The organism is Actinoplanes sp. NPDC004185 (genome assembly GCF_053603475.1).
In genome coordinates, this window is the sequence record NZ_JBSGFR010000012.1 from 41,958 (window position 1) to 67,385 (window position 25,428).

Here is a 25,428-nt window from a genome sequence, read left to right on the forward strand (position 1 = left end):
CTCAGCCTCCCTGCGCCGCGGTGAGAACCTCGACCCGGTCGCCGTCCCGCAGCCGGGCGGCCGGCCACGACGAACGCGGCACGACCTCCCCGTTGACGGCGACCGCGACGCCGCGCCGGGCAGCGGTCAGCTGCTCGACCAGCCCCTCGACGCTGACCACATCGACGTCGCGGGCGGTGCCGTTGACGATGACCTTCATCCGAACCTCCCCGGTGCGAACGCGTCCAGCTGTGGCGCCGACTTCCCGGTCGCCACCAGTTCGGCGATCAGATCGGCGGTGACCGGGGCGAGCAGCACCCCGTTGCGGTGGTGCCCGGCCGCGACGACCACGCCCGGCCCGTACGCGCCCAGCAGCGGCGCGTTGTCGGGGGTGGCCGGCCGGTGCCGGACGAGCGTCTCGACCAGCTCGCACTCGCCCAGGTCGGGCACGAGATCGGTGGCGGCGCGCAGCAGGTCGAGCACCTGCCCGGCGGTCACCGTGGCGTCCACCCGTTCCTCCTGGGTGGCGCCGACGACCACCTCACCGTCGGCGCGCGGCACGAGGTAGACGTGCCGTCCGTCGGCCCAGCCGCTGACCACGTGCCGCAACAGTCCGGGCTCGCCACGCAGCCGCAGCACCAGCCCTTTCACCGGCCGCACGGGCAGCCGGGTCAGTGCCGCCGTACCGGATCCCGCCGCGACCACCACGGGTCGCGAGGCCGGGAGGTCCACCACTCGCTCGCGCACGATCGCCGGGCCCAGGGCGACCCGCAGCGCTGCGACGACCCGCCGCGGATCGACCTGCCGGTCGTCGGGAGCGTGGGCACCGCCGCGCAGCCGCGGTGATAAAGCCGGTTCCAGCTCGCGGATGGCGCTGGGCAGCAGCGGGCTCACCCCGAGGCCGTGCTGACGGCGGTATTCCCACAGCCGTCGCGCCTCGGCGAGGTCGTCGGCGGTCAGGGCGACGCTCAGGGTGCCGACGGTGTCGTAGCCGACGTCGATGCCGGTCTCGCGCCCCAGCTCAGCGGCGAAGTCCGGCCACCGCGCGGCCGAGTCGACCAGGAGCCCGGTCAGCGCCTCCTGACCGAATCCGGCCTCGCCGGCCGGGGCCAGCATGCCCGCGGCCGCGTACCAGGCGCCGTCGTCGCCGCCGCTGTCGTGGACGGTCACCGTCAGCCCGCGCTGCGCGCACCGCCACGCGATCGAGAGCCCGATGATGCCGCCACCGACGACCGTGACCTCGGTGCTGCTCATGCCAGCGCCCGCAGCAGATCCTCGGTCGCCCGGCCCGGGTCGGCCGCGGCGGCGACGGCGCCGACCACCGCGACCGCGGCGGCTCCGGCGCCGAGCAGCGACCGCGCGTTGCCGGCGGTCACTCCCCCGATGGCGACGATCGGGGTGTCCGGTACGGCCGCGGCAACCGCCCCCACCGCGTCCGGCCCGAGCGGAGCCGGCAGTCCGGTCTTGGTGGTGGTGGCGAAGGCGGGACCGACCCCGAGATACGAGGCGCCGGCCCGCCGCGCCGCGCGGGCCGCAGCGACGTCCCGACAGGTCGCGCCGAGCACGCCCACCGGCCCGAGGACCTTGCGGGCCACCGCCACCGGCAGATCGGCGGCGCCCACGTGCCCACCGTCCGCGCCGACCGCCAAGGCCACGTGCAGCCGATCGTTGACCAGGCACAACACCCCGTACGGGCGGCACAGCTCCAGGACGGCGTCAGCCAGGTCGTACGCGTCCCGGTCGCTGACGTCGTCCTCGACCCGGACCTGGATCGCCAGGCGGTGGCCGGCGTCCAGCCGCCGCGCGGCAGCAATGGCGGCGGCCACGACGGTCAGCGGCTGCCGGCCGGGGCGGGCGTCCGTGATGACGTGCAGGTGCGGAAAGGCAGGGCCCACAACACACTCCTCCCTGCGCCGGCATGACCCGGATCAGGTTCGACGGTCGGGGGCCGCGACAGCCCCCCTCTCAGCCCGGTGCACCGGACTCCCGTGGGGTTGGTTCCGAGCAGACCGTAACCCCGCGGCCCGCCGCCCGTAAACCCCTGCGTCGCTCCACTGTGGGTGGTCGCGTCGTGACTCAGAGCCCGCACGCTGCGAGAAAGGGCCCAGAAAATTCATTTCCGCCGAGTTCCCCGCGTGGGCAGGATCACCGTCGTGACCATCGATACCCGAAGTGAACCGCCGCAGGTGGCGGACGAGCGGGCCACCCTGACCGGCTTCCTGCAACGCCAGCGCGAAACTCTCGCGATGAAGTGCGCCGGGCTGACCCCGGCCCAGCTCCGCGAGCGGGCCGTCGCGCCGTCCGGGCTCTCCCTGCTCGGCCTGGTGCGGCACCTCACGCAGGTCGAGCGCAGCTGGTTCCGGGCCGTGGTGAACGGCGAGGACTGCGCGCCACTCTGGGCTCGCCCCGGGTCCGGCGTCGTGGATTTCGACGCCGATGACGCCGACCCCGGGGAGACGTTCGCGGCCTGGCGGGCGGAATGTGCCCGCTCCCGGTCCATCGTGGACGCCGCCGGATCACTCGACGACGTGGGCCACCACGGCACGGAACCGTTCTCGCTGCGCTACGTCCTCACCCACATGATCGAGGAGTACGCCCGCCACAACGGCCACGCCGACCTGCTCCGGGAACGCCTCGACGGCGCTACCGGCGAGTGATCGCCGGTGGCTAGCGGACGTCCCAGACCGGTTCGGGAGTCTCGACGACCTCGCCGTCGCCCTGGAAGAGGATGAAACGGTCGAAGCCCCGGGTGAACCAGCGGTCGTGGGTCACCGCGATCACCGTGCCCTCGAACGCCTGCAGCCCCTCCTCCAGCGCCTCGGCCGACGCCAGGTCCAGGTTGTCCGTGGGCTCGTCGAGCAGCAGCACGGTCGCGCCGGACAGCTCCAGCAGCAGCACCAGGAAACGGGCCTGCTGGCCGCCGGAGAGGGTGCCGAAGAGCTGATCGCCCTGGGCCGCCAGCTCGTAGCGGTTCAGGGCCTTCATGGCCCCCGCCCGGTCCATCCCGGAACGGTGGTCGTCACCCCGCCAGAGAATCTCCACCAGGGTACGTTTCAGCAGCTCCGGCCGGTCGTGCGTCTGCGAGAAGTGACCCGGCCGGACCCGCGCACCGAGCCGCGCGACACCGTTGTGGGCCACGTGGGCCAGCGGTGCCCCGTCGACCGGCTTGTTGTCCACGTCAGGGGCGGTGCCGCCGGCCGCCAGCAGCCGCAGGAAGTGCGACTTGCCCGTGCCGTTGGCGCCCAGCACCGCCACCCGGTCGCCGTACCAGATCTCCAGGTCGAACGGGAACGTCAGATTTTCCAGCTCGAGCCCGGTGCACATCACCGCGCGCTTGCCCGTACGCCCGCCGCGCAGGTTCATCCGCAGCGACTGCTCCTTGGGTGGCAACGGCGGTGGCCCGGCCTCCTCGAACTTGCGCAGCCGCGTCTGCGCCGCCTGATACCGCGACGCCAGCCCGTCGTTGTACGCCGCCTTGTTCTTCAGCGTGAAGACCAGCTCGCGCAGCTTCTCGTGCTCCTCGTCCCAGCGTCGGCGCAGCTCCAGCAGCCGTTCGTGGCGGTCGGAGCGGGCCTCGTGCCAGGACGCGAAGCCACCGGGATGCGTCCATGCGCTGCCACCCTCGACGGCCACCACCCGGCTCGCCGTCTGGGCCAGCAGCTCCCGGTCGTGCGAGACGTAGAGCACCGACTTCGTCGACTCCTTGAGCCGCGCCTCGAGCCAGCGCTTGCCGGGCACGTCGAGGAAGTTGTCCGGCTCGTCGAGCAGCAGCACCTCGTCGCCTCCGCGCAGCAGCAGGTCGAGCGCGAAGCGTTTCTGCTGGCCGCCGGAGAGCGTGCGCACCGGCCGGTGCCGGACCTCCTCCCACGGCTTGCCGAGGATGGCCACGGCCACGACGTCGAAGAGCACTTCGGCGTCGTAGCCACCGGCCTCGCCCCAGCCGGCGATCGCGTTGGCGTAGGCCAGCTGCGCCTTCTCGGCGTCGGGGTTGCTCTCCAGCGCGGACTGGGCCGCGGCCAGGACCGCGCCGGCGGCCCGCAGCGGCGGCGCGACCAGCGACAGGGCCAGGTCCTCGAGGGTACGGTCGTCGCCGATCATCCCGATGAACTGGCGCATCACCCCGAGCCCGCCGGCCCGCGCGATGGTGCCGATCGGGGTCGAGGTGTCCCCGGCGACCATCCGCAACAGCGTCGTCTTGCCGGCCCCGTTCGGCCCGACGAGCGCCACCTTCGCACCCTCGCCGACCCGGAACGACACGTCGGAGAAGAGCTCCCGGCCGTCCGGCAGCACGAATCCGACCCCTGACACGTCTACGTAACCCACGTGGGCATCCTCCCCGACGACCCGCCGGTGGTCAGCCGGTTTTTCCGGTCACCCGCAGCACCCGGAAGCCGCGCTGGCTGGCCGTACGCGTCACTTCCCAGCCCAGCGAGACGAGCCAGGTGTGCAGCGAATCACCACCGAGGTTGCGGTTGATCACCAGCCAGGCGACCCCGCCGGGCGCGAGCCGGGGCAGCCAGCGTTCCATCAGCGCGCGCAGCTCGGCCTTGCCGACGTGGGTCGGCGGGTTGCTCCAGATCTGCGTGAAGGTGACGTCGTCGGGCACCTCGTCGGGGGCGGCGACCCGCACCCGGCCGGCCAGCCCCAGGGCGGCGGCGTTCTCCGCGGTCAGCTCCCGGGCCCGGGCGTTGACGTCGATCGCGTAGACGGTGGTCTCCGGCGCCTCGCTGGCGAGCACACACGCGATCGGGCCGTAGCCGCAGCCGAGGTCGAGCAGGGTGCCGGTGGTCGCGGCCGTCGGCAGATCGCCCTTGCGCAGCAGGACGGCGGTCCCCGGGTCGAGCCGCCCGGCGGAGAACACCCCGCCCGCGACGACCAGGTCGTAGGCCCGGCCGGCGGCGGTGAACTCGATACGGCTCCGCTTGGCGGGCGCGGCGGGCTCGGCGCTGAAGTAATGGTCGGCGGTCACACCGCCCATCCTCCCCCAACGCCCGCGCCCGCAACGACGGGAGGCCACGGGAGGGTGCCGCACACGCTGTGCGTCCATCGATCAGGGTGCCCTCCTACCGTGGCCTGCATGCCTGGCGATCCGCACCCCCGCTCCGCCCACCGCGCCGGCCCGGCGGGCGGACTCGCGTCGCTGACCCCGCAGGGCCTGGTCCGCCAGGCGCAGGCGGGACACGCCCGCGCCCGGCAGGCGATCATCAGGCAGGCCCTGGCCCGCCGGACCCGAGGCGGCCGAGCAGCCGACCACCACGCCCCGGGGCGGACGGCTGGCGTCGCCGGCCCCTTCGGGGGCGAGGACCTGTCGCACCCGGCCCTGCAGTTCCCAGGTCGGCATTGCTCGGACCCGCAGCGCTCGGGCCGGCCGTCCTCCGGGCGGCTCTGCCCGGATCCGCGGCACGCGGACCGGCATCCGTCGGATCCGCGGCACGCCGGCCGACAGCACCCGGGCCGGGACACCGCGGGATTGCGGACGGTCCGGTTGCGGCAGGTCGGACTGCAGACCGTGGTGCGGCTGGCCGCCGAGTTCCAGGCCGCCCAGGTCCGGGCGGCCGGACTTCCGGCGACCCGCATCCCCGGGGCCCGGATTCCGGGAGCCCGCTTCCTCGGGACCCGCCTTCGGGCGAGCGACCTGTCCCCGGCCGATGCTCCAGCCGTCGAATGGCTGGGATCGGACCCCGTGGTCACCGACCGGCCGGCGACACCGCAACACCGGCAGCATCGCAGCGGGCAGTGGCCGGCCCCCGCCGCCCATCAGCGGCACACGCCGCAACGGCGGCGGGCGCCCCGGGAACCCCAGCAGGCCCTGCAGACGCTGATGCGCGGGCTCGCCGCGTTGATCGTCCTGGCCATCGTCGGACTGAGCGCGTTCTTCATCGTCGCCGAGCAGCGCCGCGGGGACGGACGGGAATCCGCCGTCGCCCCCGGCTCCGAGCCGGCCATCGCCTCCCGGGCGGTCGACGCCGAGCCGCTGACCCAGCGCGAGGTGTTCCCGGACCCCACGGTCCGGCTCGCCGCCGGCGATACGGGTTACCGGGTCGACCTCACCCACAGCGACAGCGTGTGCCGGACCGCCACGACGGGTGACCTCGGCGCGCTCCTCGACGACTACGGCTGCGAGCACGTCGTCCGGGCCCGGATGCTGGCTCCGTACGGCGGCTACCAGGTCACCGCGGGCATCTTCAACCTCACCGACGAGCAGGGTGCGGCGCAGGTCAGCGAGCTGACCGGCACTCTGGTGGAGAACGGCCGGGGCACCTTCGCCATGCTGGGCGGCACGGCCGGCGACCCGCTCGGCGAGCCCCTGGCCCAGGTGGGCTGGCACAGCCGCGGTCACTATCTGTTGTACTGCGCCATCGCCCGGCCCGACGGTCAGCTCGTCACCGACGACGACCCGTACGCGGCCCGGATCACCACCGAGCTGGTCGAGCGCTACCTGGGTGAGCAGGTCATCGGGAAGCGGGCGCTAGACCCGTAGCCGGCGGGTGGCGTCGGCGCGGTCCGCGTACTCGGTCTCGTCGGGATAGCCGACCGCGATCAGGGTGAGCCCGTGTGCCGGCGCGACGGTGACCTCGCTGGACCGCTCCCGCAGGGTCAGCAGCTTGGCCGGCCAGTCCGGGTCCCGGCGGCCGTCGCCGACGCTCAGCATGGCCCCAACCAAGCTGCGCACCATCGCCTGGCAGAACGCGTCGGCCTGCACGGTGGCCACTGCCACCCCGTCGGGCTCGCGGCGCCACTCCAGCCGGGTGATGGCCCGCACGGTGGTGGCGTGCTCCTTGCGCTTGCAGAACGCCGCGAAGTCGTGCAGCCCGACCAGCCCGGCCGCCGCCTCCTGCAGCCGTCCCAGATCGAGGGGCCGCATCCAGCCGATGGTGTCGTAACGCCGCAGCGGCTCCGGCCCGAAAACGGTGTCGGCCACCCGGTATTCGTACCGCCGGAACGTGGCGGAGAACCGGGCGTCGAAAGTCGACGGTACGGGCGTGACGGCCCGCACGCGCGCGTCCGGCGGCATCAACCCGGCGAGCCGCCGCACCAGCGAATCCGCCAGCGACTCCCACACAGCCGTCGGCAGGTCGATGTGGCACACCTGGCCGGTCGCGTGCACGCCGGCGTCGGTCCGGCCCGCCACGGTCAGGCCCAGGTCGTGATCAGCGCCGACCAGCCGCTCCAGCGCCTCGACGAGCACGCCGGCGACGGTACGCCGGGACGGCTGCACGGCCCAGCCCGAGAACTCCCGGCCGTCGTAGGAGACGTCCAGGCGCAGGCGGGTCGCGTCGGTCATGTGGGGGCAGTCCTCCGCTGATTCGTGGACAAGGAAGCCGTACGGGAAAAGGAAAGCCCGGCACCCACGAAGGGTGCCGGGCCTTTCCTACCTAGCTGAAGATCAGGCCTTGGCGTCGGCGGGGTCTTCGCCCTCGGCCTGGTCGCCCGGGCCCTCGGCACCCTTGTCGCCGGAAGCGTTCACCGGCGGCTCGGAGTCCTGGTCGGCCGTGGAGTCCTGGCCGGCAACGGTGTCAGTCGAGGCCGCGGTGGCCGGGGCCTCGTCCTCGCGGGCGAGGGCCTCCACCTTGTCCTGCTGCGCGACGGCCTTGCGGGCCGCCTTCTTGGCCGGCGCGGTGGTGGCCGCGACCTGCAGCTCCTCGACCAGCTCGATGACGGCCATGGGAGCGGCGTCGCCCTTGCGGATACCGACCTTGGTGATCCGGGTGTAGCCACCCGGGCGGTTGGTGTACCGGGGCGCGATCTGCTCGAACAGCGAGTAGACGACGTCCTTGTCCTTGACGACACCCAGGACCCGGCGGCGGGCGTGCAGGTCGCCGCGCTTGGCCTTGGTGATGAGCTGCTCCGCCAAGGGGCGCAGGCGCTTCGCCTTGGTCTCGGTGGTCTTGATCTTCCCGTGCCGGAAGAGCTCCGTGGCCAGGTTGGCCAGCAGCAGCTTCTCGTGCGCCGGGCTGCCGCCGAGGCGGGGACCCTTGGTGGGCGTGGGCATCTTCTTGCTCCTCGTTGAAATTCCTGCCGGGCGGCTCAGCCGCCCAGCTCACGCGGCAGCCGGGATTAGAGCTGCTCGGTCTCGCGGTAGTCGTCGGTGTCGTAGTCCACGTCGCCGAACGAGTCGACCACGTGCGCGGGGTCGAAGGACGGCGCGCTGTCCTTGAGGCCCAGGCCCATGCCGGCGAGCTTCATCTTGACCTCGTCGATCGACTTCTGACCGAAATTCCTTATATCCAGAAGGTCGGCCTCCGTCCGCCCGATGAGTTCACCGACGGTGTTGATGCCCTCGCGCTTGAGGCAGTTGTACGACCGGACGGTGAGGTCCAGCTCCTCGATCGGCAGCGCCAGATCGGCGGCCAGCTGCGCGTCCTGCGGGGACGGGCCGATGTCGATGCCCTCGGCGGTCTCGTCCAGCTCGCGGCAGAGACCGAACAGCTCGACCAGGGTCGAACCGGCGGAAGCCAGCGCGGTACGGGGCGAGATCGACGCCTTCGACTCGACGTCGATGATCAGGCGGTCGAAGTCGGTGCGCTGCTCGACACGGGTCGCCTCGACGCGGTAGGTCACCTTCATGACCGGCGAGTAGATGGAGTCGACCGGGATGCGGCCGATCTCGGCGCCGGCGCTCTTGTTCTGCGCGGCCGTGACGTAGCCACGACCCCGCTCGACGGTGAGCTCCATGTCGAGCCGGCCCTTGCTGTTGAGCGTGGCCAGCTTCAGGTCGGGGTTGTGCACGGAGACGCCGGCCGGGGGCTGGATGTCGCCCGCGGTGACGTCGCCCGGGCCCTGCTTGCGCAGGTACATGCTGACGGGCTCGTCGTGCTCGGAGCTGACGGTGAGCTCCTTGACGTTCATGACGAGCTCGACCACGTCCTCCTTGACACCGGGGATCGTGGTGAACTCGTGCAGCACGCCGTCGATCTTGATGCTGGTGACCGCCGCGCCCGGGATGGACGACAGCAGGGTCCGGCGCAGCGAGTTGCCGAGGGTGTAGCCGAAGCCCGGCTCCAGGGGCTCGATGGTGAACCGGGAGCGGGTCTCGCTGAGCGACTCTTCCGAGAGGCTCGGGCGCTGGCTGATGAGCACGCGTTTCTTCTTTCGTTCGGGGCTTCCGCTATATGAAGCCCGTCCTGTGGTGGTGCAGTCCCGGCACCCTCCGCGGAGGGTGCCGGGACCAGAGCGCTACTTGGAGTAGAGCTCGACGATCAGCTGCTCCTGGACCTGGGTGTCGATAACCTGGCGGGCCGGGAGCGAGTGGATCAGGATCTTCATCTCGCTCGGGATCGGCTCCAGCCACGCCGGCACCGGGCGGGAACCCGCCTGGGCCTGCGCGACGACGAACGGCGTCATCTCGCGGGACTTCTCGCGGACCTGCACGATGTCGTGGTCCTTCACCCGGTACGACGGGATGTCGACCTTGACTCCGTTGACCAGCAGGTGGCCGTGCTTGACCAGCTGACGGGCCATGTCGCGGGACGCGGCGTAGCCGGCCCGGTAGACGACGTTGTCGAGACGCGACTCGAGGATCTGCAGCAGCACCTCACCGGTCTTGCCGGGCTTGGTGACAGCCTCCTCGTAGTAACCGCGGAACTGCTTCTCGAGCACGCCGTAGGTGCGGCGGGCCTTCTGCTTCTCGCGGTGCTGGAGCAGGTACTCGGTCTCCTTGGTCCGACCGCGGCCGTGCTGGCCGGGCGGGAAGGGACGCGACTCGAACGGGCACTTCGGCCCGTCGCACTTGCTGCCCTTGAGGAACAGCTTCATCTTCTCGCGGCGGCAGCGCTTGCAGTCCGCCCCTGTGTAACGAGCCATGCTTCGATCTCTCCCTTAGACCCGGCGACGCTTAGGCGGACGGCAACCGTTGTGCGGCTGCGGCGTGACGTCGGAGATCTGACCGACCTCGAGGCCCGCGGCCTGCAGCGAACGGATGGCGGTCTCCCGGCCGGAGCCGGGGCCCTTGACGAACACGTCGACCTTGCGCATGCCGTGCTCCATGGCCCGACGGGCGGCGGCCTCGGCGGCCAGCTGCGCGGCGAACGGAGTCGACTTGCGGGAGCCCTTGAAGCCCACCTGGCCGGACGAGGCCCAGGAGATCACAGCACCGGTCGGGTCGGTGATCGACACGATGGTGTTGTTGAAGGTGCTCTTGATGTGCGCCTGCCCGTGGGCGACGTTCTTGCGTTCCTTGCGCCGGACCTTCTTGACGGGTGCTCCGGCGCGTGCCTTCGGTGGCATAAGTCAGTGCGCTCCTATTACTTCCGACCGGGCTTCTTCTTGCCAGCGACCGTGCGCTTCGGACCCTTGCGGGTACGAGCGTTGGTCCGCGTCCGCTGTCCGCGGACGGGGAGACCCCGGCGGTGGCGGATGCCGGCGTAGCAGCCGATCTCGACCTTGCGGCGGATGTCGGCGGCGACCTCGCGGCGCAGGTCGCCTTCAACCTTGAAATTGGCCTCGATGTAGTCGCGGAGCTGGACCAGCTCCTCGTCCGTGAGGTCCTTGGCGCGCTTGTTCAGGTCAATGCCGGTCGAGGTGAGCGCCTCCACGGCGCGGGTCCGACCGACCCCGAAGATGTAGGTGAGCGCGATCTCCATCCGCTTCTCGCGGGGAAGATCGACGCCGACGAGTCGAGCCATAAGTGGGCGTACTCCTCAGGTGTCTCACGGAGGTCTGTGCCCGGCCCATCCCCGCCTGCCCGGGCGGGGCCCCGGCCTCCGACCGGGGGTGAAACCGCGTTTCATCGCGAGATGACGCCGCGGCTGGGACGAGCTTGTTCAGTGGTACGGACCTGGCAGCGAGGTTGAACTAACCCTGGCGCTGCTTGTGGCGCGCGTCGGTCTTGCAGATGACCATGACGCGGCCGTGCCGCCGGATGACCCGGCAGTTGTTGCAGATCCGCTTGACGCTCGGCTTGACCTTCACGGTTGTGCCTTGACTCTCTGTCAGACGGGACTAGGCAAAGCCCCCGCGACCCTTACTTGTAGCGGTAGACGATTCGCCCGCGGGTCAGGTCGTACGGCGAAAGCTCGACGACGACCCTGTCCTCCGGGAGGATGCGGATGTAGTGCTGCCGCATCTTGCCGCTGATATGAGCCAATACCTTGTGACCATTCGCAAGCTCCACACGGAACATTGCGTTCGGCAGAGGCTCGATCACTCGGCCTTCGATCTCGATGGCTCCGTCTTTCTTTGGCATGTCCTCCGCTACCTGACATCGGGTTCTGGGGCGGGCTCACAACGTTCATCCCGGGTTGAGGGTTCGCACCGGGACCAGCCGCGGCTCCTCCGCCACCGAAGCGCTGGTGGACATGGAAGAGTGGACGCTGCGCGCCAGCTAGCCAGTGTACGCGCGAGGAGCATTGACACCAAACCGAGGTCCCCGTAACCCGGGGTCGGGTGTGTCGGACGGCCGGTCAGCCCGTCGTTTTGTCCGTCTTCGGGCGCTCCTGGAGAGTTTCGCCCGGCCGAATCGGGTCCGCCGCCAAGGCCCGGCGCTCCCGTTTGAGCTGCTTCGCCTGGCGCTTGCGGGCCTTCTTGTCGGCCTGCTTGCGCGGCTCGCCACCGACCAGCCCGGCCACAGTGACGAAGACGAGCACGACACCCCACGGGCCGGCCACCCAGACGGGCCAGAAGTAGATCAGCTCGGTGCTGCCGATGCTGACCATCAGCCACACCACGGTGTTGATCCCGACGACCAGGATCCAGCTGGACCACACCGCCAGCAGCCAGCGGCGGGTCACCTCGGCGTCGGAGGCGTCCCGGTCGACGCCGGAGCCGGCAGGCTCGCGCTGGGCGGGCACGGGCACCTTGGCCGACGGCAGGTCATCGAGCAGCGGACGCAGCTCCCCGTAGGTCTTCGCGGCGTAGGCCTGCTGCAATCGCTCGTCGTACTCGTGCAGGTCCAGCCGGCCCTCGCCGAGCGCGGCCTTCAACTGGTCCGCGACCGCCTGCCGATCGGCGTCGGCCGCTCTCATGTCGTCCCGGCCCATGCCCTCCAGCATGCCAGCAGCGGGCCAGGGAGGGGAGGTCAGCGTTTGCGCCGGCCGAGCAGCCCGAACAGCAGCGGGATGAGCATCCAGAGCGGCCACGGGTAGCGGAAGTCAGCCGAGGCGATGCAGGTTATGCCCCAGATCAGGAAGCAGACCGCCACCACACCGCCGTAGGAGGCCCAGAACGGCGGACCACCCTGCCTGGTCGTCTCCTCCCGGCCGGTGGCCACGGACGGCGCAGCGGGCGGCTGAAAGGGCTGCACGCGTGACTGCTGGGCCGGGACGGTGCCGGGCAGATCGGTCACCAGAGGGTCGAGCTCACCGAAGGTCTTGGCGGCGTACGTCCGCTGCAACCGCTCGTCGTACTCGTGCAGATCCAGCCGGCCCTCGTCGAGCGCGGTCTTGAGCTTGTCGGCGACGGCCTGGCGGTCGCTGTCCCCCGCCCGCATCTCGTCTCGGCTCATCGGACTTCTACTCCGCCAGGGAGTCGACGGCCGGCTGGCGGGCGGTGACCAGCTCGCCCAACCGGGCCCGGCCGCCGTCGGGCGCGGTGGTGACCCAGACGCCGTCGTCGAGCAGGCACATCGTGTGCTCCACGTGCGCGGCCATCGAGCCGTCCCGGGTGACCACGGTCCAGCCGTCGTCGAGCTCCACCGTGCGGGGCGAGCCCATGGTGATCATCGGCTCGATCGCCAGGCACAGGCCGGGCACCAGGCGCGGGCCCTTGCCGGGCTTGCCGTGGTTGAGCACGTGCGGATCCTGGTGCATCTCGGTGCCGATGCCGTGCCCGCCGTAGCCGTCCACGATGCCGTAGCGGCCCGCCTTGCGGACGGCCTTCTCGACGTTGAACGAGATGTCGGTCAGCCGGCCCCGGCCGTTGGTGGCACCGCGGGCGGCGGCGGCGATGCCGGCCCACATGGCGTCCTCGGCCACCTGGGCCATGGTCAGCAGGGCCGGGTCGGTCTCACCGACGCCGACGGTGATCGCCGAGTCGCCGTGCCAGCCGTGCAGGATGGCGCCACAGTCGAGGGAGAGCAGGTCGCCTTCCTTGAGCACCTGCTCGGCGGCCGGGATGCCGTGCACGACCTGCTCGTTGACCGAGGCGCAGATCGAGGCGGGGAAGCCGTGGTAGCCCTTGAACGACGGGACCGCGCCGGCGTCCCGGATGACCTTCTCGGCGATCGCGTCCAGATCGGCGGTGGAGACGCCCGGGGCGACCGCTTCGCGCATCGCCGCCAGGGCGGCGGCGACGACGAGGCCGGCACCGCGCATCAGCTCGATCTGCTCCGGGGTCTTCAGCTGAATGTCCAGCTGCGGACGGCGCATCGTTATCCCCCGTACGACCGCAGGGCGTCGATGGCGCGCACCGTGACGTCCTCGACCGGTCCGGTGGCGTCGATGCCCACCAGCTTGCCCTGGGCGCCGTAGAAATCGACCAGCGGCGCGGTCTTGTCCGCGTACTCGACGAGGCGGTTGGCGATCGTCTCCGCCTTGTCGTCGTCACGCTGGAACAGCTCGGAGCCACACCGGTCGCAGATGTTCTCCTTGCTGGTCGGGTCGAACTCGACGTGCCAGATCTTGCCGCAACCACGGCAGGTCCGGCGGCCCGAGAGCCGCCGGATCACCTCGTCGTCGTCGACGACCAGTTCCATCACCAGATCGAGCGCGATGCCGAGGTCGGCGAGCAGCTTGTCGAGCGCCGACGCCTGCGGGACGGTCCTCGGGAAACCGTCCAGCAGGAAGCCGTCGCCGGCGTCGGGCTCGGCGAGCCGGTCGCGGACCATGTTGATGGTCACCTCGTCGGGGACGAGATTGCCCGCGTCCATGTATCGCTTCGCCTCGACGCCGAGCGGTGTCCCCTGCGAGACGTTGGCCCGGAAGATGTCACCGGTCGAGATCTTCGGTACGGCGAGATGGGCAGCGATGAACTCAGCCTGGGTCCCCTTGCCGGCCCCCGGAGGGCCCACCAGTACCAGCCGCACCTACATCGCCTCGCTTCGGTGAGAACGAGCCTCGCAAACCACAGACGCAAGAGCCCCCCGGCTCCGCGCCCCCACTACCGGAGGAACCCTTCGTAGTTGCGCTGCATCAGCTGGCTCTCGATCTGCTTGACCGTCTCCAGGCCCACACCCACCATGATCAGCACCGCCGTACCACCGAACGGGAAGTTCTGGTACTGCGCGCTGTTCAGCCAGATGAAGAAGAAGTTCGGCAGGACCGAGATCAGGCCGAGGTAGAGCGCACCCGGCAGGGTGATCCGGCTGAGGATGAAGTCCAGGTAGTCGGCGGTCGGCTTACCGGGCCGGATGCCCGGGACGAAACCACCGTACTTCTTCATGTTCTCCGCGACCTCGGTCGGGTTGAACGTGATCGAGACGTAGAAGTACGTGAAGAAGATGATCAGCAGGAAGTACGTGGTGATGTAGATCCAGTGGCTCGGGTTGGCCAGGTTGTTCTGGATCCACTGCTGATAACCCTTGAGGTTGTTCTGGTCGAAGAACTGCAGGTACAGCTGCGGCAGGTAGAGCAGCGAGGACGCGAAGATCACCGGGACGACACCGGCCTGGTTGACCTTCAGCGGGATGTACGTCGAGGTGCCGCCGTACATGCGCCGGCCGATCATGCGCTTGGCGTACTGCACGGGGATGCGGCGCTGGGCCTGCTCGATGAAGACGACCGCACAGATGACGATCAGCACGAGCGCGATCACCAGGAGGAACTTGGCGACGCCGCTGCTCTCCTTGATCGTCCAGCCCTCGCCGGGAAGGCGGGCGGCGATCGAGGTGAAGATCAGGACGGACATGCCGTTGCCGACGCCGCGGTCGGTGATGAGCTCGCCGAGCCACATGACCACGCCCGTGCCGGCCGTCATCGTGACGACGAGCATGACGAGGGTCAGCCAGACCGGGATGCCGGTGTTCTCCGGCACGATCTGGAAGTTGGCCTGGTCCTGCGGGCACGCGTTGGCGAAGAGCTGGCCGGAGCGGGCCAGCGCGACGAACGCCGAGGACTGCAGGACCGCGAGGCCCAGGGTGAGGTAACGGGTGTACTGGGTGATCTTGGCCTGGCCGGACTGGCCTTCCTTGCGGAGCTGCTCGAGGCGGGGAATCACCACGGTCAGCAGCTGCAGGATGATCGATGCCGTGATGTACGGCATGATGCCCAGCGCGAAGACGGACAGCTGGAGCAGCGCGCCACCGGAGAAGAGGTTCAGCAGGTTCAACACCCCGCCGCCGGCGTTGGTGCTGTTCACCACGTCCAGACAGTTACGGACGTTGGTGTAGGACACGCCTGGGCTGGGCAGAGTGGCGCCGAGCCGATAGACCGCGATGATCGCTACTGTGAACAGCAACTTCTTGCGCAGGTCAGGCGTCCGGAACGCACTGGAAAAGGCGGAGAGCAACTTCTTCCTCCTGCGCGAGGTGACCGCCAAGTATCCGGCGGATGGGGGGAGGCATCGGTCCGGACGACCGATATCCCTAGCTGGGAACGGACTTTAACAGTCTGACGTGCCTGTTGTGAGGCACGGTCGCCCTATGTGCAACACCCTGGGACGAAGGGCAACCGGACGACCTGGGGAGCGGCGGCCCCCGGCCCGGCGAAAGGCCAGGTCAGACGCCACAACGGGGATGCCGCCCGAGCATCTCGCGATGCCCGGGCCAGCATCCCCGGAAAACCTCACAGCTCGGTGACGGAACCACCGGCGGCTGCGATCTTCTCTTTGGCGGACTCGCTGAAGGCGTGCGCCGAGACCTGCAGCGCCACGCTACCCAGCTCACCCGAGCCGAGAACCTTCACCGGCTGGCCACGACGGACCGCGCCGGCGTCGGCCAGCTCCAGCGGACCGATCTCGCCACCGTTCGGGAACAGCTCGGCGAGCCGGTCCAGGTTGACGACCTGGAAGACGACCTTGTTGCGCGGACGGTTACCCAGGCCCTTGATCTTCGGCAGACGCATGTGGAGGGGCATCTGCCCGCCCTCGAACGCCGCCGAGACCTGGTACCGGGCGCTGGTGCCCTTGGTACCGCGGCCCGCGGTCTTGCCCTTGGAGCCTTCACCACGACCCACGCGGGTCTTGGCCTTCTTGGCGCCGGGCGCCGGGCGAAGGTGGTGGACCTTGATCGCCATTATTCGACCTCCTCGACACTGACGAGGTGGCTCACGGCGAAGATCATGCCCCGAATCTCGGGGCGGTCCTCCTTGACCACCACATCGTTGATCCGCTTCAGCCCGAGCGACCGCAGGGAGTCCCGCTGGTTCTGCTTACGGCCGATGCCGGACCGGAGCTGGGTGACCTTCAAGCGTGCCATCAGTGCACCGCCGCTTCCGCACGCGCCGCCAGCATGGCCGCAGGCGCGACGTCCTCGACCGGGAGACCACGGCGGGCCGCGACGGCCTCCGGAGACTCCAGGCCCTTCAGGGCCGCCACCGTCGCGTGCACGATGTTGATCGGGTTCGACGAGCCGAGGCTCTTCGAGAGCACGTCGTGGATGCCGGCGCACTCCAGGACGGCACGCACCGGGCCACCGGCGATGACGCCGGTACCGGCGGAAGCCGGCTTGAGGAGCACGACACCGGCGGCGGCCTCACCCAGGATCGGGTGAGGGATCGTCGCGGCGATACGCGGCACCTTGAAGAAGTGCTTCTTGGCCTCTTCGACGCCCTTGGCGATGGCCGCGGGCACCTCCTTGGCCTTTCCGTAGCCGATACCGACGGTGCCGTCGCCGTCGCCCACGATCACCAGGGCGGTGAAGCTGAAGCGACGACCACCCTTGACGACCTTGGCGACACGGTTGATCGCGACGACCCGCTCGAGATGCGGGGTCTTCTCGACGGGCGCGTTGCGGCCGCCTTCACGACGGTTGTCGCGGCGTCCACCTTCGTTGTTACCGCCGGAGCCGGAGCCGCCGCCACGGCGCTGTTGACCAGGCATTGGTATTCCTTCCTAGAACTCGAGTCCGGCTTCGCGGGCAGCAGCGGCGAGCGCGGCGATCCGCCCCGCGTACCGGTTGCCACCGCGGTCGAAGACGACCTTGGATACGCCTGCGGCCTTGGCCCGCTCGGCGAGGAGAGTGCCGACCTTGGTGGCCAGGGCACTCTTGTCACCCTCGGTGCCACGCAGGGTGGCGTCGAGCGTGGAGGCCGAAGCGAGCGTGTGACCCTTGAGGTCGTCGACGATCTGCGCGGTGATGTTCCGCGTGGACCGGGTGACGACCAGACGGGGACGCTCGGCGGTGCCGCGGACGTTCTTGCGGACCCGGAAGTGCCGACGAGCCTTGCCGACGGCGCGCTTGTACGACGCACCGCCGCCATTGCGGCGCTTGAGCAGCGTGGCGGTCACTTCTTACCTGCCTTTCCAGCCTTGCGGCGGATGACCTCGCCCTGGTACTTGACGCCCTTGCCCTTGTACGGCTCCGGCGGGCGGATCTTCCGGATGTTCGCAGCGACCTCGCCGACGAGCTGCTTGTCGATACCGGCGACCGTGAACTGCGTCGGCCGCTCCACCGTGAAGGTGATGCCGGCCGGCGGGACCACGTTGACCGGGTGCGAGAAGCCCAGGGCGAACTCGAGGTCCTTGCCCTTGGCGGTCACGCGGTAACCGGTGCCGTTGATCTCCAGCGTCTTCTTGTAGCCCTCGGTGACGCCGACGATCATGTTGGCGACCAGGGTACGCGAGAGGCCGTGCAGCTCCTTGGCCCGACGTTCGTCGTTGGGCCGGTTGACCGCCAGCTCGCCGTTCTCCGCCTTCTCGACGGTGATCGGCTCGGCGACGGTGTGCGACAGCTCGCCCTTGGGGCCCTTGACCTTGACGGTCTGGCCCGTGATGGTGACGTCGACGCCGGCCGGGACCGGGATCGACTTACGTCCGATTCGCGACATGTCTAAGTCTCCGTTACCAAACGAAGGCGAGGATTTCCCCGCCAACGCTCCGCTTGCGGGCCTGCCGGTCGGTCAGCAGCCCCTGGGACGTCGAAACGATCGCGACGCCCAGGCCGCCGAGCACGCGCGGGAGCTCGTCGGACTTGGCGTACACCCGGAGGCCGGGCTTGGACACGCGCTTGATACCGGCGAGGCTGCGCTCGCGGTTCTGGCCGTACTTCAGCTCAACCACCAGGCGCTTGCCGACTTCGCCTTCCGCGGGCTCCTCGGCCGACCAGGAAGCGATGTAGCCCTCTGCCTTGAGGACCTCGGCGATACTCGCCTTGATCTTCGAGAAGGGCATGGTCACCTTGTCGTGGTACGCCTGGTTGGCGTTACGCAGACGCGTGAGCATGTCTGCGATCGGGTCCGTCATCGTCATGGGTATTCGTCAACCTTTCTCGCCGGGGTTCCCAGGGAAGTCCCAGGCCTACGGCGAAGCGGTATTACAAGGGTTACCAGGAAGCCTTCGACACGCCGGGCAGCTCACCGCGGTGGGCCATGTCCCGGACACACACCCGGCACAGACCGAACTTGCGGTAGACCGAGTGCGGACGTCCGCACTTCTGGCAGCGGGTGTACGCCCGTACGGCGAACTTGGGCTTCGCGGCCGCCTTGATGATCAGCGCCTTCTTAGCCATGCTCAGTTCTCCTTGAACGGGAAGCCCAGAAGCTTGAGCAGCTGCCGGCCCTCCTCGTCGGTCGTGGCGGTGGTGACCACCGTGATGTCCATGCCCCGGGTCCGATCGATCCGGTCCTGGTCGATCTCGTGGAACACCGACTGCTCGGTCAGACCGAACGTGTAGTTGCCGTGGCCGTCGAGCTTGCGCCCGTCCAGGCCGCGGAAGTCACGGATACGCGGCAGCGCGATCGACAGCAGCCGGTCCAGGAACTCCCACATCCGGTCGTTGCGGAGGGTGACCTTCGCGCCGATCGGCATGCCCTCACGCAGCTTGAACTGCGCGATGGACTTGGTCGCCCGCCGCACCAGCGGCTTCTGACCGGTGATGGTGGTCAGGTCACGCACGGCGCCGTCGATCAGCTTGGCGTCGCGAGCAGCCTCGCCGACACCCATGTTCACGACGACCTTCACCAGGCCGGGGATCTGCATGGGGTTGCCGTACTTGTACTGCTCCTGAAGCGCGGCAACAACCTCGCTGCGGTACTTCTGCTTCAGGCGGGGCAGCGTCTTGGTCTCGGTAGCGGCAGTCATCACAGGTCCTTACCGGTGCTACGCGCGATACGAACCTTCTGGCCGTTGTCGTCGATCCGGAAACCGACGCGGGTCGGCTTGCCCTGGTCATCCACGAGCTGCACGTTCGAGATGTGGATGGGGGCTTCCTGGGTGACGATGCCGCCGGTCTTGGAACCGCGCTGCGTCGTGCGGATCTTCTCGTGCTTCTTCATACGGTTGACGCCCTCGACCAGGACCTTGTCCTGCCGCGGGAAGGCGGCGATGACCTTACCCTTGGCGCCCTTGTCCTTGCCGGCGATGACGACGACCGTGTCGCCCTTCTTGATCTTCACGGTCAGAGCACCTCCGGCGCCAGGCTGATGATCTTCATGAACCGCTTGTCGCGCAGCTCGCGGCCGACCGGGCCGAAGATGCGGGTACCGCGGGGGTCGCCACCGTCCTTGATGATGACGGCGGCATTCTCGTCGAAGCGGATGTACGAGCCGTCGGGACGGCGCCGCTCCTTGGCGGTGCGGACGATGACGGCCTTGACGACGTCACCCTTCTTCACACCGGCACCCGGAATGGCGTCCTTGACCGTGCACACGATGACGTCACCGATGCTCGCGTAACGGCGACCGGAGCCGCCCAGAACGCGGATGCACAGCACTTCCTTGGCACCCGTGTTGTCGGCGACGCGCAGTCGCGACTCCTGCTGGATCACGTCTGTCTCCTATGTCTGCCAGTTCTCCGGCAACGCGCCGAAGCTTGGCGGAACGATGGTCTGCTGGGCCGGCCGGGTTGTCCCGGCCGGCCCAGCACACTCACTTGGCCTTTTCGAGGATCTCCACGACACGCCACCGCTTGGTACGCGACAGCGGACGGGTCTCCATCAGGGTGACCCGGTCACCGACGCCGCACGCGTTCTGCTCGTCGTGCGCCTGGAGCTTGCGGGTGCGCCGCAGGACCTTGCCGTAAAGGGCGTGCTTGACGCGGTCCTCGACCTCGACGATGACGGTCTTGTCCATCTTGTCGCTGACCACCAGGCCCTCACGCACCTTGCGCTGGGTCCGGGGCGCAGCTGCTGCGTTCTCGCTCATGCTGTAGTCACCTCAGTCGGCGCGGCCGAGAGCCCCAGCTCACGCTCACGCATGATCGTGTAGATCTTCGCGATGTCCTTGCGGACGACCTGCAGACGACGGTGGTTGTCGAGCTGACCGGTCGCACCCTGTACGCGGAGGTTGAACAGCTCCGCCTTGGACTCACGCAGCCGCGAGATCAGCTCCTCCTCGGAGAGCTCCCGCAGCTCGGAAGCCTTGACGCCGGCTGCCATCAGCCTTCACCACCTTCGCGCGTCACGATGCGGCACTTCATCGGAAGCTTGTGGATCGCGCGACGCATCGCTTCGCGCGCGATCGTCTCGTTCGGGAACGACATCTCGAAGAGAATGCGTCCCGGCTTGACGTTCGCCACCCACCACTCCGGCGAGCCCTTGCCGGAACCCATGCGGGTCTCGGCGGGCTTCTTGGTCAGTGCCTGGTCCGGGAAGATCGAGATCCACACCTTGCCGCCACGCTTGATGTGGCGGGTCATGGCGATACGAGCCGACTCGATCTGCCGGTTGGTCACGTACGCCGGCTCCAGGGCCTGGATACCGAACTCACCGAAGACCACCCGGTTGCCGCCCTTGGACGCGCCGTGGCGGTCCGGGTGGTGCGGCTTGCGGAAGCCCTTCGGGGGCTTACGCGGCATCAGCATGTGTCAGCCCTCCTGCTGCGTTTCGGCCGCAGCCGGAGCAACGGCGGTGTCGGTCGTGGGCGCAGCCTCCGCCGGAGCGGGGGTAGCAGCCGCGGCCTGAGCGGCGCGACCGGCCTCGGTGCCACCCGCGGTCGTACCGGACGAACCGGAACGGCCACGACGCGGACGGTCGGGACGCTCGGCGCGGTCACGGCGCGGACGCGCGGGCGCCTCGGGAGCGACCTCACGTCCGGGCACGAAGTCGCCCTTGTAGATCCAGACCTTCACGCCGATGCGGCCGAAGGTCGTACGGGCCTCGAAGAAGCCGTACTCGATGTTGGCGCGCAGCGTGTGCAGCGGGACGCGACCCTCACGGTAGAACTCCGTGCGGCTCATCTCCGCGCCACCGAGGCGGCCGGAGACCTGCACCCGGATGCCCTTGCAGATCGGGTTCTTCATCGCCGACTGCATCGCCTTGCGCATGGCCCGGCGGAAGCTGACCCGGCTGGACAGCTGCTCGGCGACGCCCTGCGCCACGAGCTGCGCGTCCGACTCGGGGCTCTTCACCTCGAGGATGTTCAGCTGGACCTGCTTGCCGGTGAGCTTCTCGAGCTCGCCGCGGATCCGGTCGGCCTCCGCACCCTTACGGCCGATGACGATGCCCGGCCGGGCGGTGTGGATGTCCACGCGGACCCGGTCCCGGGTGCGCTCGATGTCCACCTTGGAGATGCCGGCGCGCTCGAGGCCCTTGGACATCATGCGGCGGATCTTGACGTCCTCGCCGATGTAGTCCTTGTAGAGCTTGTCCGCGAACCAGCGGCTCTTCCAGTCGGTGGAGATGCCGAGGCGGAACCCGGTGGGGTGAACTTTCTGACCCATTACTCGGCACCTTCCGTGCTGCTCTGGGACTCGGCCGGCTGGGCCGCCGGAGCAGCCTTCTTGGCCGGCGCGGCCTTCTTGGCCGTGGCCTTGCGGGCCGGCGTGGTCACCTGAACCGCCTCGACCGCCACGGTGATGTGGCAGGTCCGCTTGCGGATCCGGTACGCCCGGCCCTGCGCCCGCGGCCGGAACCGCTTGAGCGTCGGGCCCTCGTCCACGAAAGCGGCGCTGACCAGGAGCGCGTCCGGGTCGAGCCGTTCGTTGTTCTCTGCGTTCGCAATCGCGCTCGCGAGCACCTTGTAAACCTGCTCACTCGCAGCCTGCGGCGCGAACTGCAGGACCGTGAGAGCCTCCTTCGCGGGCAGACCGCGGACGAGGTTGATCACACGGCGCGCCTTGTTCGGCGAGATGCGCACGTGACGCGCAACTGCCCGAGCGCCCGGAAGTACCGGAGCGTCGCTCTTGACTGGCATCGCTGTAACCCCTTTCTGATCCGTGGACTGATTAGCGGCGACGGCTCTTGCGGTCGTCCTTCTCGTGACCCTTGAACGTGCGGGTCAGAGCGAACTCGCCGAGCTTGTGACCGACCATGGCCTCGGTGATGAACACCGGGACGTGCTTGCGCCCGTCGTGCACGGCGATCGTGTGCCCGAGCATGTCGGGAATGATCGTCGACCGACGCGACCAGGTCTTGATGACGTTCTTCGAGTTCTTCTCGTTCTGGACTTCCACCTTCTTGAGCAGGTGGTCGTCGACGAACGGGCCCTTCTTCAGGCTGCGAGGCATCTTTTAACTCCCGTTACCCGCGCTTGCGGGTGGCGTAGCGGCGGCGAACGATCATGCGGTCGCTCTCCTGGCCCTTGCGGCGGGTACGGCCCTCCGGCTTACCGGCGGGGTTGACCGGGTGGCGACCACCTGAGGTCTTACCCTCACCACCACCGTGCGGGTGGTCCACCGGGTTCATGGCGACACCACGGACGGTCGGGCGCTTGCCCTTCCATCGCATGCGGCCGGCCTTGCCCCAGTTGATGTTCGACTGCTCGGCGTTGCCGATCTCGCCGACCGTCGCGCGGCAGCGGATGTCGACGCGACGGATCTCACCGGAGGGCATACGCAGCGTGGCGTACACACCCTCACGACCGAGCAGCTGGATGCCCACGCCGGCCGAACGGGCCAGCTTGGCGCCACCGCCGGGACGAAGCTCCACACCGTGGATCGTCGTACCGACCGGGATGTTGCGCAGGGGCAGGTTGTTGCCCGGCTTGATGTCCGCGCCCACGCCGGACTCGACGCGGTCGCCCTGCTTGAGGTCCTTCGGCGCGAGGATGTAGCGCTTCTCGCCGTCGGCGTAGTGCAGCAGTGCGATGCGGGACGTGCGGTTCGGGTCGTACTCGATGTGAGCGACCTTGGCCGGCACGCCGTCCTTGTCGTTGCGCCGGAAGTCGATCAGCCGGTACTGCCGCTTGTGGCCGCCGCCCTGGTGCCGCGTGGTGATGCGGCCGTGGACGTTGCGACCACCCTTCTTGGGCAGCGGAACCAGCAGAGACTTCTCCGGCGTCGACCGGGTGATCTCAGCGAAGTCGGCGACGCTGGAGCCGCGACGGCCCGGCGTGGTCGGCTTGTACTTACGGATAGCCATGATTTACAAACCCCTTAGCTGACCGGGCCGCCGAAGGCCTCGATACGGTCACCGTCAGCCAGCTTCACGAGGGCACGCTTGGTCGCCTTGCGCTGACCGAAGCCCGTCCTGGTGCGCTTGCGCTTGCCCTGGCGGTTGATGGTGTTCACCGTCAGCACACGGACATCGAAGATCTGCTGGATCGCGATCTTGATCTCGGTCTTGTTCGCGTCCGGGTGGACCAGGAACGTGTACCAGTTCTGGTCGAGAACGCTGTAGCTCTTCTCGGAGACCACGGGCGCGACGATGATGTCGCGCGGGTCGGCGATCGTGCTCACTTGTCCCCCTCCTCGGCAGCCTCGGCCGGCACACCCAGGAACTCGTCGAGAGCTTCCTTGGTGAAGACGACCTCGTCGGCGACCAGCACGTCGTAGGTGTTCAGCTGGCCGGCCTCGATGAGGTGCACGGTCGGCTCGTTGCGCAGCGAGATCCAGTTCAGCTCGTCGTAGCTGCTGAGCACGACCAGGACCTTGGTGGACTGGGTCGCCTTGCGCAGCGTCGCGATCGCGGCCTTGGTCGACGGCTTGTCGCCGACGATGAACGCCTCGATCACGTGGACGCGGCCGTCGCGGGCCCGGTCCGAGAGGGCGCCCCGCAGAGCGGCGGCCTTCATCTTCTTCGGGGTCCGCTGGCTGTAGTCGCGCGGCACGGGGCCGTGCACCACGCCACCACCGGTGAACTGCGGCGCGCGGATCGAGCCCTGACGGGCGCGACCGGTGCCCTTCTGCTTGTACGGCTTCTTGCCGCCACCGGCGACCTCACCGCGCGTCTTGGCCTTGGCCGTGCCCTGACGGGCGGCGGCGAGCTGGGCCACGACGACCTGGTGCATCAGCGGGATGTTCGCCTGCACGTCGAAGATGTCGTCGGGCAGCTCGACCGAGCCGGCCTTCGTGCCCTCGGCGTTGATCACGTCAACCGAGCTCACTTGGCACCACCCTTCTTCTTCGCCGCCGTGCGGACCAGGATCAGCGCGCCCTTGGGACCGGGCACAGCGCCCTTGACCAGCAGCAGGTTGTTCTCGAGGTCGACTGCCTGCACCGTCAGGTTCTGCACGGTGAAGCGCTTGTTACCCATGCGACCCGCCATCCGGGTGCCCCGGAAGACACGGCCGGGGGTCGCGCAGGCGCCGATCGAACCGGGCGAGCGGTGCTTGCGCTCGACACCGTGGCTGGCCTTGAGGCCGTGGAAGCCGTGCCGCTTCATGACGCCGGCGTAGCCCTTGCCCTTGGTCTTACCGGTGACGTCGATCGGCGTGCCGACCGGGAACGTCTCGACGGTGACCTCCTGGCCGAGCTCGTACTCGGTGGCGTCGGTGGTGCGCAGCTCCACGATGTGGCGCCGCGGCGACACACCCGCCTTCGCGTAGTGGCCGCCCTCCGGCTTGTTGACCTTGCGCGGGTCGATGGCACCGTACGCCAGCTGAACCGCGGTGTAGCCGTCAGTCTCGGAGGTGCGGACCTGGGTCACGACGCACGGGCCGGCCTGCACCACGGTTACCGGGACGACCTTGTTGTTGTCCCAGACCTGGGTCATGCCGAGCTTGGCGCCCAGGATGCCCTTCACTTGCCTGTCCATTGTCCGGATCCCTACAGCTTGATCTCGATGTCGACGCCAGCCGGCAGGTCGAGGCGCATCAGCGAGTCGACCGTCTTCGGAGTCGGGTCGATGATGTCGATCAGACGCTTGTGCGTGCGCATCTCGAAGTGCTCGCGCGAGTCCTTGTACTTGTGCGGCGAACGGATGACGCAGAAACGGTTGATCTCCGTGGGCAGCGGCACCGGGCCCGCGACCGAAGCTCCGGTGCGCGTGACCGTCTCGACGATCTTGCGTGCCGACGAGTCAACGACCTCGTGGTCATAGGCCTTGAGCCGGATGCGGATCTTCTGTCCCGCCATGGTGGCTTCTGTTTCCTTCTCTCGATGCCGCTACGTGCGAAAGCTGTGGCCCTCGCATGCCCGCAGGACCGTTGGTCCTGCGATGTCCGACCCCCGCGGTCGGGCGTGTCGCGCTCTGGAATCAAGCTCCGCCCCAGGTATCTGGAGCGATCTTGCCCGCAAGGATTCCCCCGGAGGGAAGCCCTTGAT

At 69.1% G+C, this 25,428-nt stretch carries 41 protein-coding genes and 1 riboswitch; of the genes, 2 read left to right on the forward strand and 39 right to left on the reverse strand.

The window, feature by feature from the left end:
* Position 1 precedes the first annotated feature (1 nt).
* Genes thiS through thiE form a run of 3 tightly spaced genes read right to left on the reverse strand, consistent with a single transcriptional unit; the run spans position 2 to position 1,853 of the window.
* Entirely contained in the window at positions 2-199 is a 198-nt protein-coding gene (gene thiS / locus ACWEOZ_RS14425; RefSeq protein ID WP_451911165.1) for a sulfur carrier protein ThiS, read from the reverse strand.
* Positions 196-1,233 (reverse strand): glycine oxidase ThiO, encoded by a 1,038-nt coding sequence (thiO, locus tag ACWEOZ_RS14430; RefSeq protein ID WP_451911166.1) that lies wholly within the window; start codon positions 1,231-1,233, stop codon positions 196-198. Before thiO ends, thiS begins: the two co-directional genes overlap by 4 nt.
* Positions 1,230-1,853, reverse strand: a complete 624-nt coding sequence (thiE, locus tag ACWEOZ_RS14435) for a thiamine phosphate synthase (RefSeq protein ID WP_451911290.1) — start codon at positions 1,851-1,853, stop codon at positions 1,230-1,232. The genes thiO and thiE overlap by 4 nt, the downstream gene beginning before the upstream one ends.
* A gap of 14 nt (positions 1,854-1,867) precedes the next feature.
* Positions 1,868-1,979, reverse strand: a riboswitch (TPP riboswitch).
* Between the two features lie 153 nt (positions 1,980-2,132).
* Between thiE and ACWEOZ_RS14440 the strand changes: the two genes are divergently transcribed.
* Positions 2,133-2,636, forward strand: a complete 504-nt coding sequence (locus ACWEOZ_RS14440) for a DinB family protein (protein WP_451911167.1) — start codon at positions 2,133-2,135, stop codon at positions 2,634-2,636.
* A 10-nt stretch (positions 2,637-2,646) separates the two neighbouring features.
* Here the strand turns inward: ACWEOZ_RS14440 and ACWEOZ_RS14445 are convergent, their stop codons facing one another.
* On the reverse strand, positions 2,647-4,302 hold the full coding sequence (locus ACWEOZ_RS14445; RefSeq protein WP_451911168.1) for an ABC-F family ATP-binding cassette domain-containing protein: 1,656 nt from the start codon (positions 4,300-4,302) through the stop codon (positions 2,647-2,649).
* Between the two features lie 31 nt (positions 4,303-4,333).
* Positions 4,334-4,948: a class I SAM-dependent methyltransferase gene (locus tag ACWEOZ_RS14450; protein WP_451911169.1), complete on the reverse strand. Its 615-nt coding sequence runs from the start codon at positions 4,946-4,948 to the stop codon at positions 4,334-4,336.
* Between the two features lie 108 nt (positions 4,949-5,056).
* Here ACWEOZ_RS14450 and ACWEOZ_RS14455 point away from each other — a divergent pair, with 108 nt between their 5' ends.
* Complete coding sequence (locus tag ACWEOZ_RS14455) at positions 5,057-6,460, forward strand: hypothetical protein (protein ID WP_451911170.1); 1,404 nt, start codon at positions 5,057-5,059, stop codon at positions 6,458-6,460.
* Here the strand turns inward: ACWEOZ_RS14455 and truA are convergent.
* The 34 genes from truA to rpsJ all read right to left on the reverse strand — a co-directional run bounded on the left by truA (position 6,449) and on the right by rpsJ (position 25,239).
* Positions 6,449-7,264 carry a tRNA pseudouridine(38-40) synthase TruA gene (gene truA / locus ACWEOZ_RS14460; protein WP_433724882.1) on the reverse strand — a complete coding sequence of 272 codons (816 nt, stop codon included), beginning with the start codon at positions 7,262-7,264 and terminating at the stop codon, positions 6,449-6,451. The genes ACWEOZ_RS14455 and truA overlap by 12 nt on opposite strands.
* Positions 7,265-7,366: 102 nt before the next feature.
* A complete protein-coding gene (gene rplQ / locus ACWEOZ_RS14465) occupies positions 7,367-7,972 on the reverse strand; it encodes a 50S ribosomal protein L17 (RefSeq protein ID WP_451911171.1) in 606 nt (201 codons plus the stop codon).
* A gap of 65 nt (positions 7,973-8,037) precedes the next feature.
* The gene (locus ACWEOZ_RS14470) at positions 8,038-9,060 is read right to left on the reverse strand and encodes a DNA-directed RNA polymerase subunit alpha (RefSeq protein WP_023358222.1); all 1,023 of its coding nucleotides are present in this window, start codon (positions 9,058-9,060) and stop codon (positions 8,038-8,040) included.
* 96 nt (positions 9,061-9,156) lie between these two features.
* A complete protein-coding gene (rpsD, locus tag ACWEOZ_RS14475) occupies positions 9,157-9,783 on the reverse strand; it encodes a 30S ribosomal protein S4 (RefSeq protein WP_203776576.1) in 627 nt (208 codons plus the stop codon).
* A 15-nt stretch (positions 9,784-9,798) separates the two neighbouring features.
* Entirely contained in the window at positions 9,799-10,206 is a 408-nt protein-coding gene (rpsK, locus tag ACWEOZ_RS14480; RefSeq protein WP_015619020.1) for a 30S ribosomal protein S11, read from the reverse strand.
* A 17-nt stretch (positions 10,207-10,223) separates the two neighbouring features.
* Positions 10,224-10,604 carry a 30S ribosomal protein S13 gene (gene rpsM, locus ACWEOZ_RS14485; RefSeq protein ID WP_203776578.1) on the reverse strand — a complete coding sequence of 127 codons (381 nt, stop codon included), beginning with the start codon at positions 10,602-10,604 and terminating at the stop codon, positions 10,224-10,226.
* 169 nt (positions 10,605-10,773) lie between these two features.
* Positions 10,774-10,890, reverse strand: coding sequence for a 50S ribosomal protein L36 (gene rpmJ, locus ACWEOZ_RS14490; protein WP_015619018.1), 117 nt, complete (start codon positions 10,888-10,890; stop codon positions 10,774-10,776).
* 52 nt (positions 10,891-10,942) lie between these two features.
* Positions 10,943-11,164 (reverse strand): translation initiation factor IF-1, encoded by a 222-nt coding sequence (infA, locus tag ACWEOZ_RS14495; RefSeq protein ID WP_007073013.1) that lies wholly within the window; start codon positions 11,162-11,164, stop codon positions 10,943-10,945.
* 217 nt (positions 11,165-11,381) lie between these two features.
* Positions 11,382-11,957, reverse strand: a complete 576-nt coding sequence (locus ACWEOZ_RS14500; protein ID WP_451911172.1) for a DUF1707 SHOCT-like domain-containing protein — start codon at positions 11,955-11,957, stop codon at positions 11,382-11,384.
* A 38-nt stretch (positions 11,958-11,995) separates the two neighbouring features.
* Positions 11,996-12,406, reverse strand: coding sequence for a DUF1707 SHOCT-like domain-containing protein (locus ACWEOZ_RS14505; RefSeq protein WP_451911291.1), 411 nt, complete (start codon positions 12,404-12,406; stop codon positions 11,996-11,998).
* Between the two features lie 22 nt (positions 12,407-12,428).
* Positions 12,429-13,283 (reverse strand): type I methionyl aminopeptidase, encoded by an 855-nt coding sequence (gene map / locus ACWEOZ_RS14510; RefSeq protein WP_451911173.1) that lies wholly within the window; start codon positions 13,281-13,283, stop codon positions 12,429-12,431.
* Between the two features lie 2 nt (positions 13,284-13,285).
* Positions 13,286-13,939 (reverse strand): adenylate kinase, encoded by a 654-nt coding sequence (locus ACWEOZ_RS14515; protein ID WP_125804098.1) that lies wholly within the window; start codon positions 13,937-13,939, stop codon positions 13,286-13,288.
* 74 nt (positions 13,940-14,013) lie between these two features.
* Positions 14,014-15,360: a preprotein translocase subunit SecY gene (gene secY / locus ACWEOZ_RS14520; protein WP_451911174.1), complete on the reverse strand. Its 1,347-nt coding sequence runs from the start codon at positions 15,358-15,360 to the stop codon at positions 14,014-14,016.
* Positions 15,361-15,635: 275 nt separating this feature from the next.
* Positions 15,636-16,085 (reverse strand): 50S ribosomal protein L15, encoded by a 450-nt coding sequence (gene rplO, locus ACWEOZ_RS14525; RefSeq protein WP_451911175.1) that lies wholly within the window; start codon positions 16,083-16,085, stop codon positions 15,636-15,638.
* A complete protein-coding gene (rpmD, locus tag ACWEOZ_RS14530) occupies positions 16,085-16,267 on the reverse strand; it encodes a 50S ribosomal protein L30 (protein WP_203776584.1) in 183 nt (60 codons plus the stop codon). Before rpmD ends, rplO begins: the two co-directional genes overlap by 1 nt.
* Complete coding sequence (gene rpsE / locus ACWEOZ_RS14535; RefSeq protein ID WP_203776585.1) at positions 16,267-16,890, reverse strand: 30S ribosomal protein S5; 624 nt, start codon at positions 16,888-16,890, stop codon at positions 16,267-16,269. The genes rpmD and rpsE overlap by 1 nt, the downstream gene beginning before the upstream one ends.
* A gap of 12 nt (positions 16,891-16,902) precedes the next feature.
* Positions 16,903-17,298: a 50S ribosomal protein L18 gene (gene rplR / locus ACWEOZ_RS14540; protein ID WP_451911176.1), complete on the reverse strand. Its 396-nt coding sequence runs from the start codon at positions 17,296-17,298 to the stop codon at positions 16,903-16,905.
* Positions 17,295-17,837 carry a 50S ribosomal protein L6 gene (gene rplF / locus ACWEOZ_RS14545; RefSeq protein WP_212987321.1) on the reverse strand — a complete coding sequence of 181 codons (543 nt, stop codon included), beginning with the start codon at positions 17,835-17,837 and terminating at the stop codon, positions 17,295-17,297. The genes rplR and rplF overlap by 4 nt, the downstream gene beginning before the upstream one ends.
* 13 nt (positions 17,838-17,850) lie before the next feature.
* Positions 17,851-18,258, reverse strand: coding sequence for a 30S ribosomal protein S8 (gene rpsH, locus ACWEOZ_RS14550; RefSeq protein ID WP_203776587.1), 408 nt, complete (start codon positions 18,256-18,258; stop codon positions 17,851-17,853).
* A gap of 73 nt (positions 18,259-18,331) precedes the next feature.
* On the reverse strand, positions 18,332-18,517 hold the full coding sequence (locus tag ACWEOZ_RS14555; protein ID WP_014440734.1) for a type Z 30S ribosomal protein S14: 186 nt from the start codon (positions 18,515-18,517) through the stop codon (positions 18,332-18,334).
* A gap of 2 nt (positions 18,518-18,519) precedes the next feature.
* Entirely contained in the window at positions 18,520-19,089 is a 570-nt protein-coding gene (gene rplE, locus ACWEOZ_RS14560) for a 50S ribosomal protein L5 (protein WP_451911177.1), read from the reverse strand.
* Positions 19,089-19,409, reverse strand: coding sequence for a 50S ribosomal protein L24 (gene rplX / locus ACWEOZ_RS14565; protein ID WP_451911292.1), 321 nt, complete (start codon positions 19,407-19,409; stop codon positions 19,089-19,091). The genes rplE and rplX overlap by 1 nt, the downstream gene beginning before the upstream one ends.
* Entirely contained in the window at positions 19,406-19,774 is a 369-nt protein-coding gene (rplN, locus tag ACWEOZ_RS14570) for a 50S ribosomal protein L14 (protein ID WP_360551818.1), read from the reverse strand. The genes rplX and rplN overlap by 4 nt, the downstream gene beginning before the upstream one ends.
* A 100-nt stretch (positions 19,775-19,874) precedes the next feature.
* Positions 19,875-20,150: a 30S ribosomal protein S17 gene (rpsQ, locus tag ACWEOZ_RS14575; RefSeq protein WP_212987324.1), complete on the reverse strand. Its 276-nt coding sequence runs from the start codon at positions 20,148-20,150 to the stop codon at positions 19,875-19,877.
* On the reverse strand, positions 20,147-20,383 hold the full coding sequence (gene rpmC, locus ACWEOZ_RS14580) for a 50S ribosomal protein L29 (RefSeq protein WP_212987325.1): 237 nt from the start codon (positions 20,381-20,383) through the stop codon (positions 20,147-20,149). The genes rpsQ and rpmC overlap by 4 nt, the downstream gene beginning before the upstream one ends.
* A complete protein-coding gene (rplP, locus tag ACWEOZ_RS14585; protein ID WP_360551813.1) occupies positions 20,383-20,808 on the reverse strand; it encodes a 50S ribosomal protein L16 in 426 nt (141 codons plus the stop codon). The genes rpmC and rplP overlap by 1 nt, the downstream gene beginning before the upstream one ends.
* 3 nt (positions 20,809-20,811) lie before the next feature.
* Positions 20,812-21,666: a 30S ribosomal protein S3 gene (rpsC, locus tag ACWEOZ_RS14590; RefSeq protein ID WP_360813686.1), complete on the reverse strand. Its 855-nt coding sequence runs from the start codon at positions 21,664-21,666 to the stop codon at positions 20,812-20,814.
* The gene (gene rplV, locus ACWEOZ_RS14595; RefSeq protein ID WP_451911178.1) at positions 21,666-22,139 is read right to left on the reverse strand and encodes a 50S ribosomal protein L22; all 474 of its coding nucleotides are present in this window, start codon (positions 22,137-22,139) and stop codon (positions 21,666-21,668) included. The genes rpsC and rplV overlap by 1 nt, the downstream gene beginning before the upstream one ends.
* A gap of 31 nt (positions 22,140-22,170) precedes the next feature.
* The gene (gene rpsS, locus ACWEOZ_RS14600; protein WP_020513590.1) at positions 22,171-22,452 is read right to left on the reverse strand and encodes a 30S ribosomal protein S19; all 282 of its coding nucleotides are present in this window, start codon (positions 22,450-22,452) and stop codon (positions 22,171-22,173) included.
* Positions 22,453-22,465: 13 nt separating this feature from the next.
* Positions 22,466-23,305 carry a 50S ribosomal protein L2 gene (gene rplB / locus ACWEOZ_RS14605; protein ID WP_212987329.1) on the reverse strand — a complete coding sequence of 280 codons (840 nt, stop codon included), beginning with the start codon at positions 23,303-23,305 and terminating at the stop codon, positions 22,466-22,468.
* Between the two features lie 14 nt (positions 23,306-23,319).
* On the reverse strand, positions 23,320-23,622 hold the full coding sequence (rplW, locus tag ACWEOZ_RS14610) for a 50S ribosomal protein L23 (protein WP_203776595.1): 303 nt from the start codon (positions 23,620-23,622) through the stop codon (positions 23,320-23,322).
* Entirely contained in the window at positions 23,619-24,269 is a 651-nt protein-coding gene (rplD, locus tag ACWEOZ_RS14615; RefSeq protein ID WP_360813682.1) for a 50S ribosomal protein L4, read from the reverse strand. Before rplD ends, rplW begins: the two co-directional genes overlap by 4 nt.
* Positions 24,266-24,919, reverse strand: a complete 654-nt coding sequence (gene rplC, locus ACWEOZ_RS14620; protein WP_360551803.1) for a 50S ribosomal protein L3 — start codon at positions 24,917-24,919, stop codon at positions 24,266-24,268. Before rplC ends, rplD begins: the two co-directional genes overlap by 4 nt.
* Before the next feature lie 11 nt (positions 24,920-24,930).
* Entirely contained in the window at positions 24,931-25,239 is a 309-nt protein-coding gene (rpsJ, locus tag ACWEOZ_RS14625) for a 30S ribosomal protein S10 (protein ID WP_097322778.1), read from the reverse strand.
* Positions 25,240-25,428 lie beyond the last annotated feature (189 nt).

Coding starts and splice junctions, on each gene's coding strand:
- thiS (WP_451911165.1), bottom strand. CDS start 199: ATGAAGGTCATCGTCAACGGCACCGCCCGCGACGTCGATGTGGTCAGC.
- thiO (WP_451911166.1), bottom strand. CDS start 1,233: ATGAGCAGCACCGAGGTCACGGTCGTCGGTGGCGGCATCATCGGGCTC.
- ACWEOZ_RS14455 (WP_451911170.1), top strand. CDS start 5,057: ATGCCTGGCGATCCGCACCCCCGCTCCGCCCACCGCGCCGGCCCGGCG.
- truA (WP_433724882.1), bottom strand. CDS start 7,264: ATGACCGACGCGACCCGCCTGCGCCTGGACGTCTCCTACGACGGCCGG.
- rplQ (WP_451911171.1), bottom strand. CDS start 7,972: ATGCCCACGCCCACCAAGGGTCCCCGCCTCGGCGGCAGCCCGGCGCAC.
- rpsD (WP_203776576.1), bottom strand. CDS start 9,783: ATGGCTCGTTACACAGGGGCGGACTGCAAGCGCTGCCGCCGCGAGAAG.
- rpsK (WP_015619020.1), bottom strand. CDS start 10,206: ATGCCACCGAAGGCACGCGCCGGAGCACCCGTCAAGAAGGTCCGGCGC.
- rpsM (WP_203776578.1), bottom strand. CDS start 10,604: ATGGCTCGACTCGTCGGCGTCGATCTTCCCCGCGAGAAGCGGATGGAG.
- infA (WP_007073013.1), bottom strand. CDS start 11,164: ATGCCAAAGAAAGACGGAGCCATCGAGATCGAAGGCCGAGTGATCGAG.
- ACWEOZ_RS14500 (WP_451911172.1), bottom strand. CDS start 11,957: ATGGGCCGGGACGACATGAGAGCGGCCGACGCCGATCGGCAGGCGGTC.
- ACWEOZ_RS14505 (WP_451911291.1), bottom strand. CDS start 12,406: ATGCGGGCGGGGGACAGCGACCGCCAGGCCGTCGCCGACAAGCTCAAG.
- map (WP_451911173.1), bottom strand. CDS start 13,283: ATGCGCCGTCCGCAGCTGGACATTCAGCTGAAGACCCCGGAGCAGATC.
- rplO (WP_451911175.1), bottom strand. CDS start 16,085: ATGGCGATCAAGGTCCACCACCTTCGCCCGGCGCCCGGCGCCAAGAAG.
- rpmD (WP_203776584.1), bottom strand. CDS start 16,267: ATGGCACGCTTGAAGGTCACCCAGCTCCGGTCCGGCATCGGCCGTAAG.
- rpsE (WP_203776585.1), bottom strand. CDS start 16,890: ATGCCTGGTCAACAGCGCCGTGGCGGCGGCTCCGGCTCCGGCGGTAAC.
- rplF (WP_212987321.1), bottom strand. CDS start 17,837: ATGTCGCGAATCGGACGTAAGTCGATCCCGGTCCCGGCCGGCGTCGAC.
- rpsH (WP_203776587.1), bottom strand. CDS start 18,258: ATGACGATGACGGACCCGATCGCAGACATGCTCACGCGTCTGCGTAAC.
- ACWEOZ_RS14555 (WP_014440734.1), bottom strand. CDS start 18,517: ATGGCTAAGAAGGCGCTGATCATCAAGGCGGCCGCGAAGCCCAAGTTC.
- rplE (WP_451911177.1), bottom strand. CDS start 19,089: ATGACTGCCGCTACCGAGACCAAGACGCTGCCCCGCCTGAAGCAGAAG.
- rpsQ (WP_212987324.1), bottom strand. CDS start 20,150: ATGAGCGAGAACGCAGCAGCTGCGCCCCGGACCCAGCGCAAGGTGCGT.
- rpmC (WP_212987325.1), bottom strand. CDS start 20,383: ATGGCAGCCGGCGTCAAGGCTTCCGAGCTGCGGGAGCTCTCCGAGGAG.
- rplP (WP_360551813.1), bottom strand. CDS start 20,808: ATGCTGATGCCGCGTAAGCCCCCGAAGGGCTTCCGCAAGCCGCACCAC.
- rpsC (WP_360813686.1), bottom strand. CDS start 21,666: ATGGGTCAGAAAGTTCACCCCACCGGGTTCCGCCTCGGCATCTCCACC.
- rplV (WP_451911178.1), bottom strand. CDS start 22,139: ATGCCAGTCAAGAGCGACGCTCCGGTACTTCCGGGCGCTCGGGCAGTT.
- rpsS (WP_020513590.1), bottom strand. CDS start 22,452: ATGCCTCGCAGCCTGAAGAAGGGCCCGTTCGTCGACGACCACCTGCTC.
- rplB (WP_212987329.1), bottom strand. CDS start 23,305: ATGGCTATCCGTAAGTACAAGCCGACCACGCCGGGCCGTCGCGGCTCC.
- rplC (WP_360551803.1), bottom strand. CDS start 24,919: ATGGACAGGCAAGTGAAGGGCATCCTGGGCGCCAAGCTCGGCATGACC.
- rpsJ (WP_097322778.1), bottom strand. CDS start 25,239: ATGGCGGGACAGAAGATCCGCATCCGGCTCAAGGCCTATGACCACGAG.